Source organism: Rhodovulum iodosum, from assembly GCF_041020385.1.
Classification (GTDB): domain Bacteria; phylum Pseudomonadota; class Alphaproteobacteria; order Rhodobacterales; family Rhodobacteraceae; genus Rhodovulum; species Rhodovulum iodosum.
The window spans coordinates 565,383-584,795 of the sequence record NZ_JBEHHI010000003.1; the positions used below are offsets into that span (position 1 = coordinate 565,383).

Here is a 19,413-nt window from a genome sequence, read left to right on the forward strand (position 1 = left end):
TCAGCCCCCGAAATGCAGCACGCAGACCAGGGTAAACAGCCGCCGCGCAGTGTCGATGTCGATCTCGGCCTTTCCCTCCAGCCGTTCCTGCAACACCCTGGCACCCTCGTTGTGGATGCCGCGGCGGGCCATGTCGATCGCCTCGATCTGGCTTGGGGGCAGCTTTTTCACCGCGTCGAAGTAGCTTTCGCAGATTTGCCAGTAATCCTTGACCACCTGCCGGAACGGCGACAGCGACAGGTGGAACTCCGCCGCCGGTTCGCCCGCCTCGGTGCTCAGGTCGAAGACCAGGCGCTTGTCGCGGATCGACAGGCTCAACCGGTAGGGCCCGTCCGGCGCGGCGCGCCCATCGCGCCCCGGCAGGGCAAAGGAATTGTCCTCCATCAGGTCGAACAGCGCGACCTTGCGCTCTTGATCGATCTGCGGCGTGGGCGGCGGCAGGCCCGTATCGTCGAGCTCGATATGGATCAGGCGGGCGCCGCTCATTCCGGCACCTCGTTCATCTTGTCCAGTCGCGCGCGCACCGACAGCCCGTGCGCCTCGAGGCTTTCCGAGATGGCGAGCGTTTCCGCGGCAGGCCCGATGGCCCTGAGCGCGGCCGGAGTCATCTTGGCCAGCGTCGTGCGCTTGACGAAATCCATCACGCTGAGCCCCGAAGAGAACCGGGCCGAGCGCGCGGTGGGCAGCACGTGGTTGGGCCCGCCGATGTAATCGCCGATGGCCTCGGGCGTCCATTGGCCCAGAAAGATCGCGCCGGCATGGGTGATCCTGGCGGCCAGCGCCTCGGGGTCGGCCACGCACAGCTCCAGATGCTCGGGTGCGACGCGGTTCGACAACTCCGCCGCCTCGGCGAGGTCGCGCACCGTGACGACCGCGCCGTAGTCGCGCCAGCTCGCGCCCGCGATGGCGCGTCGCTCCAGCGTCTCCAGCCGCTTTTCCACCGCGGCGGCCACGGCCCGGCCGAACCCCGCATCGTCGGTGATCAGGATCGACTGGGCGCTTTCGTCATGCTCGGCCTGCGACAGCAGGTCGATGGCCACCCAGTCGGGGTCGTTGTCGGCATCGGCAATCACCAAGATCTCGGACGGACCGGCGATCATGTCGATGCCCACCCGGCCGAACACCCGCCGCTTGGCCGCGGCCACGAAGGCATTGCCGGGGCCGGTGATCTTGTCGACCGGCCGCACCGTTTCGGTGCCGTAGGCCAGCGCCGCGATGGCCTGCGCCCCGCCAAGACGATACACCGTCTCGACGCCGGACAGCCGGGCGGCGAGCAGCACCAGCGGGTTGGCCCTGCCGTCGGGCGTGGGCGCGCAGATCACCAGCCGCTCCACCCCGGCCACCTGCGCCGGAATCGCGTTCATCAGCACCGACGACGGGTAAGAGGCCAGGCCGCCGGGCACGTAGAGCCCCGCCGCCGAGACCGGTGTCCAGCGCCAGCCCAGCATCGCGCCCTCCGGGTCGGTCCACTGCGCGTCCTCGGGCATCTGGCGCACATGGTAGGCGCGGATGCGCTCGGCGGCCAGTTCCAGTGCATCGCGTTCGGCGACGGGCACCTTGGCGCACTCGGCCTCGATCTCCTCGGCGGAGAAGGCCAGCGTTTCGGGTGTCAGCCGCAGCCGGTCGAATTTCTCGGTCAGGTCGATCAGGGCGGCGTCGCCTCGGGCGCGGACATCTGCGATGATCGCGGCCACCGCGTCGTCAACGTCAACACTGTCTTCACGCTTGGCCGTCAACAGTGCGGCGAAGGCTGCCGCGAACCCGCTGTCGGTGCTGTCCAGAAAAACCGGCATGTCATCCCTCGGTGCAACTCGCGCCCTGTCTAGTCCCATTCGGCGCGAGGGTGAAGGACCTCGCGGCATGGCCCTGCAAACGGCCACGTCTTTGATCAATATCATTGCAAATCCAACGTTTCGGCGGGACCATTTCGAGATGACCCAAGGTCATCATGCCGCCTATCGACGATAGCGCGGCACCAAAGTAAGGGAGAACAACGAGATGCGTGTACACAGCAAACCCATTGCTGCGGCGTTGGCGGCGCTGCCGCTTCTGGCCGGTGCGGCGACCGCCCAGGACGATCCGGGCAAGGCCGAATACATGAATGCCTGCGCCGCCTGCCACGGTGCGAACGGCGTCGGAGACGGGCCGCTGGCCGAGTTGATGACCGTTCCCATGCCGAACCTGACCCAGCTCTCGGCAGCCAATGACGGCGCCTTCCCGATGCTGTCGGTCATCCAGGTCATCGACGGGCGCACGGGCATCCGCGGGCATGGCTACCCGATGCCGGTCTGGGGCGACCGCTTCAAGGCCGAGGCCACCGCAGAGATCGGCGAATACGCCGCCGAACTGATGGTGCGCGGCCGGGTGCTGTCGATCGCCTATTTCGTTGAGTCGCTACAGCAATAACGCCGCCGGGGCGCCGCGGTCAGTCATGCCGCGGCGCCTTGCCCGACGGGGCGGCATACGGCTTGGTCACGTCGCGCAGCGTAGCCTCAAGGCATTCGACGGTCAGCGCGATCGCGCCATCCCCGGCAAGTGTGATGACGACTCGCCCGGCCCCGTCTTCCCCCGGCTGGAAATCGACCGACAGCAGCGACAAGACCAGATCACCGTCGTTTCGGTCGAACCCCTGGCTTGCCACCTTCAGCACATCGTCAAAGACCATAAGCGCGCGCACCCGTTCGTAACCGCGCCCGCGCGCGTCTGCCGCGGCGCGGTCTTCCCAGCGGAACCGGTTGAGCAACAGTGCAAAGCGCCGCGCCCGCGGTTGCCATGTCATCTCGGGCACCGGCAGCACCGCGTCCTGCGTCAGCGCCGAAATCACCTGCAGGTCTTCGGCCGTTTGCGCCCGCAGCGCCAGTGGCCGCTCGGCGCCGTCCTCGAAACGCGCATCGTCGGTCATTGATTCGCCACCCGTTCGATATGGGCCCCGCAACCGCCGAGCTTTTGTTCGACCTTCTCATAGCCGCGGTCGAGGTGATAGACGCGGTTGACCAGCGTTTCGCCCTCGGCGGCGAGCCCGGCCAGGATCAGCGACACGCTGGCGCGAAGGTCGGTCGCCATCACCGGCGCGCCCTTCAGCCGCGGCACCCCGGTTACCGTCGCGGTGCCGCCCTGCACGTCGATCTGCGCGCCCATCCGGATCAGTTCGGGCGCGTGCATGAAGCGGTTTTCGAAGATCCGCTCTTCCAGCACGCTCACCCCCTCGGCCGTGGCCAGCAGCGCCATCATCTGCGCCTGCAGGTCGGTCGGAAAGCCCGGAAATGGCTCGGTCACCACATCGACCGCCCGGACCCGGCCGTTGCGGCGCGCGACCTTGACCCCGGCCGCCGTCTGTTCGACGGAAATGCCCGCCGCGTCCAGCTTTTCGGCAAAGGCCGTCACAAGGTCGAGCCGCCCGCCCAGACACGTGACCGAACCGCCCGTGATCGCGGGGGCCAGCATGTAGGTGCCCAGCTCGATCCGGTCGGCGACCACGTTGTGTGTCGCCCCCCCCAGCCGGTCGACGCCCTCGATGGTGATCGTGTCCGTACCCTCGCCCTCGATCGCCGCACCCATCTGGCGCAGGCATTCCGCGAGGTCGACGATTTCCGGCTCGCGCGCAGCGTTTTTCAGCACCGTTGTGCCCTTGGCCAGCGTCGCCGCCATCAGGGCGTTCTCGGTGGCCCCGACCGAGACGAACGGGAAATTCACCACCGCGCCGATCAGGCCGCGCGGCGCCGAGGCATGCACGTAGCCTTCGCGCAGATCCAGCACCGCGCCCATCGCCTCGAGCGCCTTGAGATGCAGGTCGACCGGCCGCGCCCCGATGGCGCATCCGCCGGGCAGCGAAACGACCGCGTGGCCAGAGCGCGCAAGCAGCGGCCCCAGCACAAGGATCGAGGCGCGCATCTTGCGCACGATGTCATACTCGGCGGTGTGGCTGGTCAGGTCGTGCGACGACAGCGCCAGCACCTTGCCCCGCTGCAGGCTCGACACTTCGGCCCCCAGCGATTGCAGCAGCGCGCTCATGGTGCGGATGTCCGACAAGCGCGGCGCGTTGGTCAAAGTCAGCGGCTCGTCCGACAAAAGCGTGGCCGGCATCAACGCCAGACAGGCGTTCTTGGCGCCCGCGATGGGGATTTCCCCGTGCAGCTCCGCACCGCCGCGGATGATGATCTGGTCCATTCAGCCTGCCCTTTCGCCGCGCTGACCGCCCGCACCCGTGCGCGCCCGGGCCTGCCGCTTGCGCCGGGCCAGGTTTTCCTTCAGCGCCTTTTTCAGCCGATCTTCGCGGCTCTCGGCCGCTTTCTGCGCGTCGTTGTCGGGAGGTTTCTTATCCATGCTGCCTCTCTAGCGCAGCGCCGAAATAGCGTCCAGTTTGCGCTTGCGTCAGGGGGCGATTGGGTCTAATCAGCCCGCCACAAACGGGGCCGCAGTAGCTCAGTGGTAGAGCGCACCCTTGGTAAGGGTGAGGTCGGGAGTTCAATCCTCCCCTGCGGCACCATTTCCCCCCAACCGCTTCCCGCTACGAGACATTTCGCACCGTTACGGTCGCCCATTGCCTCCGTCAAGGTTGCGGTCGCGCGCGCCACTCTCGCCAAACTCGAAAATGGCAAAAAATAATTACCAATTGCTCTCGTTATGCTACACAGCGACTATCGAAAGGGGTCGGCGGAAGATCGACATCCCTTTGATAAACACGGGAGGATACCTATGACACGACACATCACGTCGCGCCGTACAGCGTTGCGCGCCCTCGCCGGCGCTGGTGCGGCCACACTTGCCGCGCCGCATGTCGCCAGCGCGGCAGCCCACGGCACCACCTGGAAGATCCAGACATCCTGGCCCGGCGGCGCCGGCCTTCAGATCTTCAAGGACTGGTGCGGGACCATCGCCGAAAAGACCGGTGGCGAGCTGGCCTTCCAGCCCTTCGGCGCCAATGACGTCGTCGGCGATTTCCAGCTCTACGACGCGGTGAAGAACGGCGTTCTTGACGCGATCAACCCCTTCACCATCTACGCGCAGGGCATCGTGCCCGCGGCCACCTTCCTGACCAGCTACCCGCTGGGCCTGAGAAACCCGCATGAGTGGGACGTGTTCTTCTACGGCCTCGGTGGCCTTGAGATCGCACGCGAGCTCTTCGCGCAACAAGGTATGGTCTATGTGGGCCCCGTCCATCACGGGCCCAACATCATTCACTCCAAGGTGCCGATCCGCTCGATCGACGATTTCCGCGGCCGCAAGATGCGCCTGCCGGGCGGCATGGTGGCCGAAGTCTTCACCGAGATCGGGGCGGAAACCACCGTTCTTCCGGGCTCCGAGATCTTCCCGGCGCTGGAAAAGGGCACAATCGACGTGGCCGACTACGTGGGCCCGGCGGTGAACTACGCGCTCGGCTTCAGCCAGGTGACCAGCTACATCTCGATGGGCCCTCCGGGCTTCATGTCGCTTTATCAGCCGGTCGACCTGATGGACATCACCGTCAGCCAGGCCGCGTGGGACGCACTGAGCCCCGAGATGCGCCAGTTCGTCGAGATGGAAACGCATGTCTATTCCGACATGCACCACGCCGCGATCCAGGCCGCCGACCAGGAAGCCTGGGCCAAGTTCGAGGCCGACGGGACCGAGGTCACGCGCCTCACACAGGACGACGTGGAACTGATGACCGAGGTCGCCGTGCCGATCTGGTACAGGTACGCCAATCGCGACAAGAACGCGGCGCGGCTGTTCAAGATCCAGCTCGACTACATGACCTCGGGTTCGCTGGGCTATGTCAGCCCCGAGCAGCTCGAGGGCCAGACGCTCGACCTCTGATCCGCCGGCGTGCCTTGACGCGTCACTGAAACCGGCCCGCCCGGCGCACCTTCGCGCCGGGCGGCGCTTTGAAACGTCCTCGAACGCACGGAACGAAAGATGCCTGGCCTCAGCTTCACGCTGCCGCACTGGCTTTACTGGGTCGGCCTGATCGCCTTTCCGATCGTGGCCATGGTGCTGTCGCGCCGCCCCAGGCCAGAGCGGCCACGCTATTCCACCCTTCTCGGCTACACGATCCTCGTCACCGGCGGGATCATCGGATTGCACCGCTTTTATCTGAAGAGCCTTCTGGGGCTGATCTACATCCCCATCTTCGTCTTCGTGCTTTACGCCAACGGGCAAGAGCAGGACGCGCGCTCGACGCTCTCGGATTTCGCAAACCAGATGCGCGTGGCCGAAAGCACCATCGCCCGCGAGGAACCCCGCATCGCCGAGGCGCGCGCCAACATGGCCGGCCTTGAGGCCGCGCTTGCCGAGGCCGAGGAGGGCTCGTTCGCGGAACGAAGCGCCGAAAGGCGGCTGGAGCGCGCGCAGGAGGCCATTACCAGGGGCGAGGAACGGGTGGCCGAGTCGCGCACCGTGGTGGCCGAGATCGGCCCCAAGCGCGATGCCGCGGCCCAGATCCGGCAAAGCTGGTCCAACATGGCCGGCTACGCGCTTTATGCCATCCTGGCGCTGCTGGCCATCGACGCGGTGATGCTGCCCTTCATGGTGCGCCGCGCCAATGCCAGGCTGCACGACGAAGGGCCCAGCGAGGCCGAGCTGGCGTTGCAGGCCGTCGAAGAGGAAGAGGGCCCCAAGCACGACCGCGAATATGCCGAGAACTGGATCGACCGGCTGTCGCTTTTCTGCGGCGAATTCGTCAGCTACTGGGCGGTGATCGCGGTTCTGGTCTATTATTACGAGGTCATCGCGCGCTACGTCTTCAACAGCCCGACCAACTGGGCGCACGAGGCGATGTACCTGATGTTCGGCATGCAATACCTGATTGCCGGCTCCTACGCGATGCTCACCGAAAGCCATGTGCGGGTCGATGTGTTCTACGCCCCGCTCAGCCGGCCCCGCAAAGCCTGGGCAGACCTCGTTACCTCGATCTTCTTCTTCATCTTCGCGGGCACGCTGCTGGTCACGTCGTATATCTTCGCGATGGACGCCATCGCGGTGCCCTCGGGCAACTCGCTGGTGTCCGACTGGGCGCGGGGTGAGATCACGCTGTGGCAGATGTTCGCCGATTTCAGCACCGCGCAATGGACCGACCCGAGCATCCGCTGGGGCGAGATCAGCTTCAACGAATGGGAGGTGCCGCTCTGGCCGATGAAATGGGTGATGGTGATCGGCGGCCTTCTGCTGGTGCTGCAAGGCGTCTCGAAGGTCGGCAAGGACATCCGGGCAATCCGGCAGGGGGCGTGAGCCATGGGAATTGAGATCGGAATCGAGTGGCTCACGCTCATCATGTTCGGCAGCCTGCTGGCGCTCTTGATGGCCGGCCTGCCGCTTGCCTTCGTCACCGGCGGCCTGGCCTGCGTGTTCCTGTTCATCCTGGGCGATGCGCAGGCGCTGAACATCGTGCCAAGCCGCATCTTTCCGCTGATGACCAATTACCAGCTCTCGGCGATCCCGTTGTTCATCTTCATGGCGGCGATGCTGGAAAGGGCCGGCATCATCAACGACATGTTCGACGTGATCTACAAGGTGCTGGGGGGCGTAAAGGGCGGCCTCGCGGCGGCCACGATCATCGCCTCGACGATCCTCGCGGCGATGGTCGGCGTGATCGGCGCGGCGGTTGTGACGATGGGCATCATCGCGCTGCCGGCGATGTTGAAACGCGGCTACGAGCCCAAGATCGCCATGGGCAGCATCATGGCCGGCGGCACGCTGGGCATCCTGATCCCGCCCTCGATCCTGGCGATCATCTACGCGGTGGTGGCCGAACAGTCGGTGGGCGAGCTGTTCATCGGCGCGGTGATCCCGGGGCTGATGCTGTCGGGGCTCTACATCCTTTACGTGGTGCTGCGCAGCTATATCGACCCCCGGCTCGGCCCCCCGATCCCGGTGGACGAGCGGGTCAGCACCGCCGAAAAGGTGCGCCTGCTGGGCAACATGTCCGCCCCCATCGCACTGATCGTCGTCGTGCTGGGCGTCATCTTCACCGGCGTCGCCACGCCGGTGGAGGCCGCGGGCATCGGCACCTTCGGCGCCTTCATCGTGGCCGCCATCCACCGCAAGCTCGACTGGCCCACGATCCGCGAGGCCTGCGTCACCACGCTCAAGGCCAGCGCGATGGTCATCTGGATCATGTTCGGCGCGACGATCTTCGTCGGGCTCTACGTGCTGGAGGGCGGGCAGCAATTCGTGCAGGACAGCCTGGCGGCCACCGGCATGGGGCCCTGGGGGATCCTGATCCTGATGCAGATCCTTCTGGTCATCCTCGGCATGTTCCTCGATTGGGTCGGCATCCTCTTGCTCTGCGTGCCGATCTTCGTGCCGATCATCAAGGCGCTGGGCGCGCAGGCCTTCGGGCTCAGCGACCCGGGCGATCTGGTGCTGTGGTTCGGGGTGCTTTACCTGGTGAACATGCAGATGAGCTTTCTCTCGCCGCCCTTCGGCTATGCGCTGTTCTACCTGCGCGGCGTGGCGCCGCCAGAGATCCCGATGACGGACATCTTCAAGGCCGCCCTGCCCTTCCTGTTCCTTCAGGTGGTCGGGCTTGCGGTCTGCATGCTCTACCCGCAGGTGATCACCTGGCTGCCAAACCTCGTCTACGGCTAGGGTAGGGGGCGGGCCTGGCGCACGGCCCGGCCCGCCCCGCCCGCAGCGTGCGCCCGCCGGTCAGGGCATCTTGCGATGCGGACATACCGGTCATCCCGGGGCATCGCACCACCCTGCTCTTTCCCGGTCCCCAAATTTCTTCTGGCCGAAAATATCCTGGGGGTCCGGGGGCAAAGCCCCCGGCCGGTCGCCTTGCAATGCAAGGCGAAACCAAAGGCCGACACGGTCTCCGCTCAGCGCCACGGCGGCTTTTCAAGCCCCGTTCAGTCGATCCATTCCCATGGCCGGGTGTAGTTGCCCAGCAGGTGCGCCACCGCCGCTTCGTCCACCGCGCCCGTCCGCTCCAGCCGGGCGAGCAGGCCGCGGCGGCGGTCTTCCACCACCTCGGCCACGCGCACCGCATGCCCCGCCTCGGCCAATGCCTGGCCGTAGACCCGCGAGATGGCGCGCTTGCGCAGATCCGGCTTGAACACCTTGCCGACCGCGGTTTTCGGCAACTCGGCCAGTATCTCGACATGTTTCGGCATTGCCGCGCGCTCGTGGATATGCACCTTGCAGTAATCGCGCAGTTCGTCGGCGGTCGCGGTGCCGCCCTCGACCAGTTCGACATAGGCGCAGGGCAACTCGCCCGCCGCGCGGTCGGGTTGGCCGATCGCGCCGACGAAGGCCACGTCGTGATGGCCCGCAAGCGCCTCCTCGATCTCGGCGGGGTCGATATTGTGCCCGCCGCGGATGATCAGGTCCTTGGCCCGGCCGGTGATGAACAGGTACCCGTCCGCGTCGCGCCGGCCCAGGTCGCCGGTGCGCAGGTACCGCCCCTCGGCGAAAAGGCCGAGGTTCTTGGCGTCCTCGGTATAGGTCGATCCCTCGTAGACGCCGGGGCTGGCCACGCAGATCTCGCCCACCTCGTCGGTCTCGCATTCGCGGTCGACACCGCCCTCGGGGGTGCAGTGCAGGATGCGAATGTCGGTATAGGGGAAAGGCAGACCCACCGAGCCTATCTTCTTTTCCCCCTCGGGCGGGTTGATCGCCACGAGGCAGGTGGCCTCGGTCAGCCCGTAACCCTCGCAGATGGTCACCCCCGTGGCCTCTTCGAACCGTCGGTAAAGCTCGACGGGCAGCGGCGCCGAGCCGGAAAAGGCATAGCGCAGGGTCGAGATGTCGGCATCGACCTTGCGCTGCATCAGCGCGGCCACCGCCGTCGGCACGGTGATGACATAGCTCACCCGCCAGCGCTCGATCAGCTTCCAGAAATTGTCGAACACCCCCTCGCCGCGAAACCCCGCGGGCGTTGGAAAGACCACATGCGCGCCCGAGGCGATCGTCGACATCAGCACCGGATAGGCCGCAAAGACATGAAACAGCGGCAGCGGGCACAGCAGCGTGTCGGTGGGCGTGAACAGCAGCCGCTTGCCCAGCCAACCGTTATAGATCATCCCCGACAGCTTGTGCCGCGCCACCTTGGGCATGCCGGTGGTGCCGCCGGTATGAAACAGCGCCGCGACCCGGTCCTGCCCGGTATCCGCAAAGGCCAGAACATCGGCGCGCTCGCGCGCGGCTTCGCGGGCGAAATCCAACAGGTCGGCGTGATGGCCGGACGGGGTTTTCGGCCGCAAGAGCGGAACCGCCCAGCGTTTCGGCACGCCGAGATAGCGCGCCAGGTCGACCTCCAGCACGGTATCGACGCCGGGCGCGTGCTTGACCGCCTCGGCGACCTTTGCCGCGATGTCGGTCTTGGGAAAGGCCTTCAGCGTGACCACGACCTTGGCGCGCGTCTCGCGCAGGATCGCTCCGATCTGCTCTGCCTCCAGCAGCGGGTTGATCGGGTTGACGACGCCCGCCACCGCGCCCGCGATCAGCGTGACCGCGGTTTCGCTACAGTTGGGCAGCACATAGGCCACCACGTCCCCCTCGGCCACGCCGAGGCGGCGAAACAGGTTGGCCGTCTGGGTGACCCGCGCAAGCATCTGGGCCCAGCTCAGCGTTTCGGCCGGCGCGCCAGGCCCCGAGGTCAGTTGAAAAGACAGGGCGGGCCGGTCGGGACAGCGCCGGGCGGTATCCGACAGCAGCCCGTAAAGCGACACCGGCAGGCCGCGCTCGGACCAGGGCGCCTCGGCCTCGACGGCGTTTCGCTCGGCAAGCGACCTGTACGACATGTCCGGTTCTCCCTCTCGCCCTTGGCAGGCGCTTGTCCTTCTGACGCCAAGGATGGGAGGATTTGTGGATCACCGCAAGGCCGGGCCGCAGAAAGGGCGCGCCGTCATCCCGACAGCGCACCCCTGCAAGTCGCCGCTGCGGCCGGTCACGCCTGCGGGATGCGCAGCACCTGGCCGGGATAGATCTTGTCGGGGTCGGTCAGCATCGGCTTGTTGGCCTCGAAGATCTCGGTATAGCGCGCGCCACTGCCCAGGGTCTTTTCAGCGATGGCCCAGAGCGAGTCGCCCTTCTCGACGGTATGAAACACCGGCTCGTCGCCCGAAACCTCGTCCTCGACCTCTGCCACGCCGTCGACATTGCCCACGGCGAGGATGACCTTTTCCTTGGCCTCCTGGCTTTTCGGCGTGCCGGTCACCTTGACCTTGTCCCCCTCGACCTTAATGTCCAGGCCCTCGGCATCGAGCCCGAGGTCGGAGATTTCCTTTTTCAGCTCTTCCTCGCTCGGCGCCTCGGCCGCCTCGGCACGGCCGCTCAGTTTCTTGCCGGCGTTCTTCATGAATTTCCAAAGGCCCATTGTCGTAAGACTCCCGTCAAATGCTGCGATGACGTCAGACTAGCGCGATTTGGCGAAAGAATTAATGGCGCTTTCAGGCGGCGTGACCGAATCCGTCGGTAAATTGCAGCCGGGCAAGACGCGCGTAGAGCCCGCCTTCGGCGACCAGCGCGTCATGGGTGCCCTCTGCCACGATGCGGCCCTCGTCGAAGACGAGAATGCGGTCGGCCTTTTTCACGGTGGCCAGCCGGTGGGCGACGATCAGCGTGGTGCGGTCGGCCGACAGCTCGTCGACGGCATGCTGCACTGCGCGCTCGGATTCCGCGTCCAGCGCCGAGGTGGCCTCATCCAGCAGCAGGACCGGCGCGTCGCGCAAGATCGCCCGTGCGATTGCGATACGCTGTTTCTGGCCGCCCGACAGCATGATGCCGCGCTCACCCACATAGCTGTCATAGCCCTCGGGCAACTCGGTCAGAAAATCATGCGCAGCTGCCGCCCTGGCCGCGGCCTCGACCTCGGCATCGGTGGCCTCGGGCCGGCCAAAGCGGATGTTCTCGCGCGCGGTGTCGGCAAAGATCACCGGGTCCTGCGGAACCAGCGCGATATGGCGGCGGAAGGTCGCCCGCGTGGTCTCGCGCAGGTCGACCCCGTCCAGCAGGATGCGCCCCGAGGACGGGTCGTAAAACCGCTGAAGCAACTGGATGATCGTGGTCTTGCCCGCGCCCGAGGGACCGACCAGCGCCACGGTCTCGCCCGGCTGGATATGCAGGCTCACCCCGTCCAGCGCGGTTTGCCCGGGGCGCGAGGGGTAGCGGAAAGTGACCTCTTCGAACCGGATATCGCCCTTGACGGCCTCTGGCATGGGCCGCGGGTCGGCGGGGTCGGTGACGCTGTCCTGTGAATGCAGCAGTTCGACCAGCCGCTCGGTTGCGCCCGCGGCGCGCTGCAACTCGCCCCAGATCTCGGTCATCGCGCCGACGGCCCCGGCGACCATCACCGAATAGATGACGAACTGCACCAGCTCGCCCACGGTCATCGCATCGGCCCGCACGTCGCGCGCGCCGATCCACAAGACGCCGACGATGCCGGCGAAGACAAGGAAGATGACGATCACCGTCATCACCGCCCGCGTGCCGATCCGCTTGCGCGCCGCGACAAAGCTCTTCTCGGTCACGTCGTGAAAGTGGCGGCGGCTGGGCGCCTCGTGGGTAAAGGCCTGAACCGTCTGCACCGACAACAAGGCCTCGGACGCGTTGCCCGACGAGGCCGCGATCCAGTCCTGGTTTTCCCGGCTCAGCTTTCTCAGCCTGCGCCCCAGGATGACGATGGGCACGATCACCGCCGGCACCAGCAGCAAGACCATGCTCGTCAACTTGGCCGAGGTCGCCAGCATCAGCACCAGCCCGCCCAGGAAGATCAGCGCGTTCCTGAGCGCCACCGAAACCGACGAGCCGATCACCGACAGGATCAGCGTGGTGTCGGTGGTGATCCGGCTCAGCACCTCGCCGGTCATCACCTTTTCGTAGAAGGCGGGACTCATCCCGATCATCCGGTCGAAGACGGCGGTGCGGATATCGGCCACCACCCGCTCGCCCAGCCGCGTCACCAGGTAGTAGCGCAGCGCCGTGCCCAGCGCGAGCAGCCCCGCGATGCCCAGCGCGGCGGCGAAATAGCTGTCCAAAAGCGCGGCGTTTTCGGATTCGAAGCCGTCGACCACCCGGCGCACCGCCAGCGGCAGGATCAGCGAAACGCAGGCGGTCAGCACCAGCGCGGCCAGTGCGAGGGACAAGAGCTTGCGATACGGCGCCACGAAGGGCCAGAGCGCCCGCAGCGCCCCGATGCGTTTCGATTTCGCGCGCTCTTCATCGGCCTGTTTCGTCGGCGGCATAAGGCCGTCCTCCCTGTCTTTGAATGACGTTTTAGGGCCGAACCCCCGAGACAACAAGCCGCGGGCCGGTCACAAGACGGTCCGCGCTCAGAAGGACGGCCGGCGCCGGCGTCAGTCGATCACGACGCGCGGCTGCGGCCCGGCGCCGCCAACCTCGCCAATGACGGCGGCCTGCGGAAAGCCGTGATCGGCAAAGACCGCCAGCACGGCATCGCGTGCCGCAGGCGAACAGCCGACCAGCAGGCCGCCGCTGGTCTGCGGATCGGTCAAGAGGGCGCGCTCGGTCTCGGCGAACCCGCCGGGCAGGCCGACCTCGGCGCCGTAGCTCTGCCAGTTGTTGTGCGAGGCCCCGGTGGCAAAGCCCGCGGACAGCAGATCGCGCACGCCCGCCATCACCGGGACTTGCGCCCAGTCGATGCGCAGCTCGGCCCCCGCCCCGCGGGCCATTTCAAGCGCGTGCCCGGCCAGGCCGAACCCGGTCACGTCGGTGATCGCATGCACGCCCTCCAGCGCCGCCAGGTCGGGCCCCGGCGTGTTCAGCCGCGTGGTGGTGGCCAACATCTCGGCATAGCCCTCGGGGCTGAGCGCCCCCTTTTTCAGCGCGGCCGCCATGACCCCGGTGCCTAGCGGCTTGCCCAGGATCAGCGCGTCGCCCGGCCGCGCGCCGGTATTGGCGCGCACCCGGTCGGGATGCACCAAGCCGAGCGCCACCAGCCCGTAGATCGGCTCGACCGAGTCGATGGAATGGCCGCCCGCTATGGGAATCCCCGCCGCCTGGCAGGCCGCGGCCCCGCCTTCAAGAATGCGCCCTATGGTCTGATGCGACAGCGCGGCCAGCGGCATGCCCACGAGGGCCAGCGCCATGATCGGCTGCGCGCCCATGGCGTAGACGTCGCTGATCGCGTTGGTCGCCGCGATGCGGCCGAAATCGTAAGGGTCGTCCACGATGGGCATGAAGAAATCGGTCGTGGCCACCAACGCCTGCTCGTCGTTCAGCCGGTACACCGCCGCGTCGTCCGATGTGGCCGCACCCACCAACAACGCCTCGGGCACCGGAAGCGCCACGGTCTGCTTGAGCAGCGCCGACAGCACGCCCGGCGCGATCTTGCAGCCGCAGCCGCCCCCGTGGGACAGGGCCGTCAGGCGCGGTTCTTCGGCGGTGATGGTAAGTGTCATGCGGGGCTCTGGCGTTGGGATGTGGCGCGCGACGGCTAGGGGCGCGCCCGCGCCCTGTCAATGCGGCGTAGCGCACGCCGGGGCCCTGCTGCGCGCCCGCGATGCGCCGGCCATCTGCGGTGAGAAAAGAGACGGTGGAGCGGGTAGACGGAATCGAACCGACATCACCTGCTTGGAAGGCAGGGGCTTTACCATTAAGCTATACCCGCAGCGCCCCAAGGGAGTAAGTCACGGGCCAATTCGGGTCAAGCCGCATGTTGTCCGCAGCACCCGTCCGCGCCACCGCCCCCACCCACCGACCGACCGGAGAGACGACACAGATGGTCCGCGTCCTGATCCTGTCGAGCTGGGTGGCCCACGGCCATGTGGGACTGTCCGCCGCCGGGCCCGCGCTGCAGGCGCTGGGGCACGCGACGACGCAACTGCCCACCACGCTCTTGTCGAACCATCCCGGCTGGCCCCATGTGGCCGCGCACCCGATGCCGCCGGACGAGATCGGGGCGATGCTGGACGCGCTGGAGGCGAACGGCTGGCTCTCTGGGCTCGACGCCTGCCTCGTCGGCTATCTGCCGACCGCCGGGCATGTGGACCTGGCGGCAGAGACGATCGGCCGGCTGCGGCGCGCGGCGCGCCCACCGCGCGTGGTCGTCGACCCCATCCTCGGCGATCTGCCAAAGGGTCTTTACATCCCCCATGCCGCCGCGGCGGCGATCCGGGACAGGCTGGTGCCGCTGGCCGATGTGCTGACGCCCAACCGCTTCGAACTGGGCTGGCTGACCGGGGCCGATGCCGCCACCATGGCCGAGGCGCAGGCGGCGGCATCGGCCATGGTGGCGCGGACAGGCGCCGAGGTGTTCGTCACCTCGCCCCCGTTCGGCCCCGCCGAAACCGGCATCCTTGCGCTCACCGGCACCGGCATCCGGGCGTTGCGCACCCCGCTGCGCGCGGATGTGCCCCACGGGGTGGGCGACGTCTTTTCGGCGCTGATCGCCGCCGGCCTGCCGGTCGAGCGCGCGCTCGGGCATCTCGACGCGCTGATCGTCGCCAGCCTCGGCGCGCCGCATCTCAAGATCGCCGAGGCCGCCCCGGTCTGGACCACGGCGCCCCCCTGCCCCTTCCCCCCGCAAGCGGAGACCTGAACCATGGCGTTCGATTTCATCCTCATGCTGACCGCGAACGACCGCACCATCCCCGACGCGCGCGCCCGGCTCGACGAGGCCCTGGAGGGCGGCGTGCGCCATATCGGTTTCAAGGACGTGGGCCTGCCTCTGCCCGAGCTCAAGGCGCTGGCCGCCGCGATCCGGTCGGCCGGGGGCCGGTCGTATCTCGAGGTCGTCAGCCTCGACGCGGAAAGCGAACTGGCCTCGGCCCGTGCCGCGGTCGAGATCGATGTCGATTGCATGCTCGGCGGCACCCGCGCGCGCGAGGTGACCGAGGTCATCCGCCACCACCCGATCCGCTATTACCCCTTCCCGGGCCGCATTACCGGCCATCCCAGCGTGCTGGAGGGGCCCGCCGGGGCGATCGTGGACTCGGCAAGGGCGCTGGCCGATCTGGAACATGTCCACGGGCTCGATTTGCTGGCCTATCGCTACGCGGGCGATGTGGCCGGGCTGATGCGCGACGTGTGCGGCGCGGTGGGCAAGCCGGTGATCATGGCCGGCAGCATCGACAGCGAGGCCCGCGTCATCGCCGCGGCCGAGGCCGGCGCGGCGGGATTCACCGTGGGCACCGCCGCGCTGTCGGGCGCGTTCCCCGCCGAAAGCGCGGGGTTTGCAGGCCAGGTCCGCGCGATACTCGACATCACCGGTCGCGCGCGAGCCCGGTCTACCGTGCCGCGGCGGCTGGCGCTGGTGGCGCATGACACGCGCAAGGCGCACCTGCGCGCCTGGGTGACGCGCCATGCCGCCGCGCTGGAGGGCCACCGGCTGATCTGTACCGGAGGCACGGGGCGGATGATCGCCGAGGCCGCGCCGGCGCTTTTCGTGCGGCGGCTGCAACGGGGCGCGCGCGGCGGCGACCAGCAGCTCGGCGCGCTGATCGCCACGGGCGAACTGGACGCGGTGATCTTTTTCGCCGACCCCACCGTGCCCCATGGCGGCGATGTCGACCTTCAGGCCCTGACCCGGCTGGCCATGCTGCACGACACGCCTATCGCGCTCAGCGCCTCGGCGGCCGACATGGTGGCCACCGCGCTGCTGTCCGGGGCGGCGCTGGCCGGCAACACGGCATCGTAACGGGCGGCGCTCCGGGGCCGGTCGGACAGACCGCCGCCCGCCGGGATGCGCGCCCCCTTTTCAAATCCGCCCCATCCCGCCACACTTCGCCAAAACAATGAAATCACCGGGAGGAGTATCAATGGGCTGGCTGGCCGATGAAACGGGTCTGGAGAAATGCGCGGCGAACTACGTGCCGCTTACGCCGCTGTCCTTCTTGCGCCGCGCGGCGCAGATCTACCCTGACCACGACGCGCTGGTCTACGGCCAGCGTCGCTACACCTATGCCCAGTATCATGACCGCGTCACGCGGCTGGCCTCGGCGCTGGCGGCGATGGGGGTCCAGCCCGGCGACGTGGTGGCCACCCTCCTGCCCAACGTGCCCGCCCATGCCGAGGCGCATTTCGGCGTGCCCGCCTGCGGCGCGGTGCTGAACGCGATCAACATCCGGCTGGACGCCAACACCGTCAGCTACATCCTCGACCATGGCGGCGCACGGGTGCTGCTGTGCGATCCGCAATTCATCCCGCTTGCCGTGTCGGCCATCGAAGACATGGAGGGCGAGCCGCCCACGATCATCGAGGTCGCCGACGATGCCGCGGGCGTGCACGATTTCGGCGACTACCCGGAATACGAGGACATCCTGGCCCAGGCCGACCCCGAGTTCGACTGGATCATGCCCAAGGACGAGTGGGAAAGCATCTCGCTCAACTATACCTCGGGCACCACGGGGCGGCCCAAGGGCGTCGTCTACCACCACCGGGGCGCCTACCTCAACGCCATGGGCCAGGTGCTGAGCTGGCGCATGACGCTTTATCCCAACTACCTCACCATCGTGCCGCTGTTCCACTGCAACGGCTGGTGTCACACCTGGATGATGCCCTCGGTCGGCGGCACCGTCATCTGTTGCCGCGACATCAGCGCCCGCGCAATTTTCAACGCGATCGCCGACGAGGGCGTCACGCATTTCGGCGGCGCCCCGATCGTGCTGAACATGATCGTCAACGCGCGCGACGAGGAAAAGCGCCCCTTCGACCATGTCGTCGAGGTCTTCACCGCGGGCGCCCCGCCCGCCCCCGCAACGCTGGCCAAGATCGAGCCGATGGGCTTCAACATCACCCAAGTCTACGGGTTGACCGAAACCTACGGGCCGGCCACCGAATGCACCTGGCGCGCGAAATGGGACCCGCTCGAAGGCGAGTCGCGCGCCGCGCAGAAGGCCCGGCAGGGCGTGGCCATGCCCTTCATGGAGCCGGTGCAGGTCCACGACGACAAGAATGCCCCGGTGCCGATGGACGGCGCCACCCAGGGCGAGATCGTGTTCCGCGGCAACGGGGTGATGAAGGGCTACCTGAAAAACCCGCGCGCCACGCGCGAGTCGTTCAAGGGCGGCTATTTCCACTCGGGCGACCTCGCGGTGCAGCATCCCGACACCTACCTCCAGATCGCCGACCGGGCGAAGGACATCATCATTTCGGGGGGCGAGAATGTCAGCTCGGTCGAGGTCGAGGGCGCGCTGATGCATCACCCCGACGTGCTGCTCTGCGCGGTGGTGGCCAAGCCGGACGAGAAATGGGGCGAAGTGCCCTGCGCCTTCGTCGAGTTGAAGGACGGCCACAAGGTCGGGTCGGACGAGTTGATCGCCTTCGCGCGCGAGCGGCTGGCCGGGTTCAAGACGCCCAAGCACGTGGTCTTTCAAGAGCTTCCCAAGACCTCGACCGGCAAGATCCAGAAGTTCGAGCTGCGCAAGATCGCCAAGGAGATGTGACGTTGTCGCCCTGCGCGGCCTGCTCTATTGTCGCTTCTTGGTACAAGTATCGGGCAGATCGGTAAGCCGCCCATGACGGCGCTCACTCAATACCAGCGGCTGGAAAGCCCCGGGCTCTGGCGCGAGGCGCCCGAGGCCCAGCGCCGTGACGTGATCGTCACTTTCGGGGACAATTCGCTGGTCATCTCGGATCTGAGGGAAACCGCGCTGGCCCATTGGTCGCTGGCCGCCGTCGAGCGATTGAACCCCGGCACGCGGCCGGCGCTCTACAGCCCTGGCGAAGATGCCGTCGAGACGCTTGAAATCGACGACGAAACCATGATCGAGGCGGTCGAAAAGGTACGCGCGGCGGTCGCGCGCGGCCGGCCCCGCCGCGGGCGGCTCCGCGGGTTGCTGCTGACGGCAAGCCTCGCCGGGGTGGCCGCGCTTGCTGCGTTCTGGCTGCCCGGCGCGCTGGTCCGCCAAACCGTCTCGGTGGTGCCCGCCGGGGTGCGGGCCGAGATCGGCGGCGAGGTACTGCGCCGGATGGGCCGGGTGGCCGGGCAGCCCTGCGCGACCTCGCGCGACAGCACGGCGCTCCGGCGTCTCGCGGCGCGTCTGGCGCCCGGCGGGGGTCTGCGCCTTGCGGTGCTGCCCGGCGGCACGGCGCGGGCCGTGGCACTGCCGGGCGGGCTGATCGCGCTCAACCGCGCGCTGGTCGAGGATTACGAGGACGCGAATGTGCTGGCAGGCTTCATCGTTGTCGCGGCGGCCCGCGCGGACCAGGAAGACCCGCTGGCGCGGCTGCTGCGCGAGGCGGGCGTCATGGCCACGCTGCGCTTGTTGACCAGCGGCGCCCTGCCCGAAACGACCCTGGCCGACCATGCCGAGCGGCTGTTGACCGCGCCTCAGGCACCGCTGCCCGACGCGCGGCTGCTGGCCGCCTTCGCCGCGGCCGAGCTGCCCTCGACCCCCTATGCCTTTGCCCGCGACGTGTCGGGCGAAACCGTGCTGGGGCTGATCGAGGCCGACCCGATGCGCGGCCGTACCGCGCCGCCGGTGCTGTCCGACAGCGACTGGGTAAGGCTGCAAGGCACCTGCGCAAGATGAA

The 19,413-nt window shown here is 67.7% G+C and carries 17 protein-coding genes and 2 tRNA genes; 9 read left to right on the plus strand and 10 right to left on the minus strand.

Annotated elements, in window-relative coordinates:
• Both Ga0609869_RS16845 and hisD read right to left on the minus strand, forming a co-directional pair.
• Positions 1-486: a UPF0262 family protein gene (locus tag Ga0609869_RS16845; RefSeq protein WP_125403646.1), complete on the minus strand. Its 486-nt coding sequence runs from the start codon at positions 484-486 to the stop codon at positions 1-3.
• The gene (gene hisD / locus Ga0609869_RS16850) at positions 483-1,793 is read right to left on the minus strand and encodes a histidinol dehydrogenase (RefSeq protein WP_125403647.1); all 1,311 of its coding nucleotides are present in this window, start codon (positions 1,791-1,793) and stop codon (positions 483-485) included. Before hisD ends, Ga0609869_RS16845 begins: the two co-directional genes overlap by 4 nt.
• Positions 1,794-1,998: 205 nt before the next feature.
• On the opposite strand from hisD, the gene Ga0609869_RS16855 reads away from it, so the two are divergent.
• Positions 1,999-2,406, plus strand: a complete 408-nt coding sequence (locus tag Ga0609869_RS16855) for a c-type cytochrome (protein ID WP_125403648.1) — start codon at positions 1,999-2,001, stop codon at positions 2,404-2,406.
• A gap of 19 nt (positions 2,407-2,425) precedes the next feature.
• Here the strand turns inward: Ga0609869_RS16855 and Ga0609869_RS16860 are convergent, their stop codons facing one another.
• The 3 genes from Ga0609869_RS16860 to Ga0609869_RS16870 are packed head-to-tail and all read right to left on the minus strand — an operon-like array spanning position 2,426 to position 4,323.
• Complete coding sequence (locus Ga0609869_RS16860; protein WP_125403649.1) at positions 2,426-2,902, minus strand: DUF2948 family protein; 477 nt, start codon at positions 2,900-2,902, stop codon at positions 2,426-2,428.
• Positions 2,899-4,167 (minus strand): UDP-N-acetylglucosamine 1-carboxyvinyltransferase, encoded by a 1,269-nt coding sequence (murA, locus tag Ga0609869_RS16865; RefSeq protein ID WP_125403650.1) that lies wholly within the window; start codon positions 4,165-4,167, stop codon positions 2,899-2,901. Before murA ends, Ga0609869_RS16860 begins: the two co-directional genes overlap by 4 nt.
• Entirely contained in the window at positions 4,168-4,323 is a 156-nt protein-coding gene (locus tag Ga0609869_RS16870) for a hypothetical protein (protein ID WP_170168760.1), read from the minus strand.
• Positions 4,324-4,411: 88 nt separating this feature from the next.
• Between Ga0609869_RS16870 and Ga0609869_RS16875 the strand changes: the two genes are divergently transcribed.
• From Ga0609869_RS16875 to Ga0609869_RS16890, 4 genes are all read left to right on the plus strand, one after another.
• Positions 4,412-4,486 (plus strand) — tRNA-Thr (locus Ga0609869_RS16875).
• Positions 4,487-4,695: 209 nt separating this feature from the next.
• Positions 4,696-5,796, plus strand: a complete 1,101-nt coding sequence (gene dctP, locus Ga0609869_RS16880) for a TRAP transporter substrate-binding protein DctP (RefSeq protein WP_125403651.1) — start codon at positions 4,696-4,698, stop codon at positions 5,794-5,796.
• A 99-nt stretch (positions 5,797-5,895) separates the two neighbouring features.
• Complete coding sequence (locus Ga0609869_RS16885; RefSeq protein ID WP_125403652.1) at positions 5,896-7,206, plus strand: TRAP transporter small permease subunit; 1,311 nt, start codon at positions 5,896-5,898, stop codon at positions 7,204-7,206.
• 3 nt (positions 7,207-7,209) lie between these two features.
• Positions 7,210-8,565, plus strand: coding sequence for a TRAP transporter large permease (locus Ga0609869_RS16890; protein WP_125403653.1), 1,356 nt, complete (start codon positions 7,210-7,212; stop codon positions 8,563-8,565).
• A 263-nt stretch (positions 8,566-8,828) separates the two neighbouring features.
• Here the strand turns inward: Ga0609869_RS16890 and Ga0609869_RS16895 are convergent, their stop codons facing one another.
• The 5 genes from Ga0609869_RS16895 to Ga0609869_RS16915 form a co-directional block, all read right to left on the minus strand.
• A complete protein-coding gene (locus tag Ga0609869_RS16895) occupies positions 8,829-10,721 on the minus strand; it encodes an acyl-CoA synthetase (RefSeq protein ID WP_125403654.1) in 1,893 nt (630 codons plus the stop codon).
• Positions 10,722-10,867: 146 nt separating this feature from the next.
• A complete protein-coding gene (gene lysM, locus Ga0609869_RS16900) occupies positions 10,868-11,296 on the minus strand; it encodes a peptidoglycan-binding protein LysM (protein ID WP_125403655.1) in 429 nt (142 codons plus the stop codon).
• Positions 11,297-11,369: 73 nt separating this feature from the next.
• Positions 11,370-13,163: an ABC transporter transmembrane domain-containing protein gene (locus tag Ga0609869_RS16905; protein WP_125403656.1), complete on the minus strand. Its 1,794-nt coding sequence runs from the start codon at positions 13,161-13,163 to the stop codon at positions 11,370-11,372.
• A gap of 111 nt (positions 13,164-13,274) precedes the next feature.
• A complete protein-coding gene (selD, locus tag Ga0609869_RS16910; RefSeq protein WP_125403657.1) occupies positions 13,275-14,339 on the minus strand; it encodes a selenide, water dikinase SelD in 1,065 nt (354 codons plus the stop codon).
• A 135-nt stretch (positions 14,340-14,474) separates the two neighbouring features.
• Positions 14,475-14,548: transfer RNA gene (locus Ga0609869_RS16915), tRNA-Gly, on the minus strand.
• Between the two features lie 111 nt (positions 14,549-14,659).
• On the opposite strand from Ga0609869_RS16915, the gene Ga0609869_RS16920 reads away from it, so the two are divergent.
• From Ga0609869_RS16920 to Ga0609869_RS16935, 4 genes are all read left to right on the plus strand, one after another.
• A complete protein-coding gene (locus Ga0609869_RS16920; RefSeq protein WP_170168761.1) occupies positions 14,660-15,478 on the plus strand; it encodes a PfkB family carbohydrate kinase in 819 nt (272 codons plus the stop codon).
• A gap of 3 nt (positions 15,479-15,481) precedes the next feature.
• On the plus strand, positions 15,482-16,576 hold the full coding sequence (locus Ga0609869_RS16925; RefSeq protein ID WP_125403659.1) for a methylglyoxal synthase: 1,095 nt from the start codon (positions 15,482-15,484) through the stop codon (positions 16,574-16,576).
• 121 nt (positions 16,577-16,697) lie between these two features.
• Entirely contained in the window at positions 16,698-18,323 is a 1,626-nt protein-coding gene (locus Ga0609869_RS16930) for an AMP-binding protein (RefSeq protein ID WP_125403660.1), read from the plus strand.
• Positions 18,324-18,395: 72 nt separating this feature from the next.
• Positions 18,396-19,412: a hypothetical protein gene (locus Ga0609869_RS16935; RefSeq protein WP_125403661.1), complete on the plus strand. Its 1,017-nt coding sequence runs from the start codon at positions 18,396-18,398 to the stop codon at positions 19,410-19,412.
• Position 19,413 lies beyond the last annotated feature (1 nt).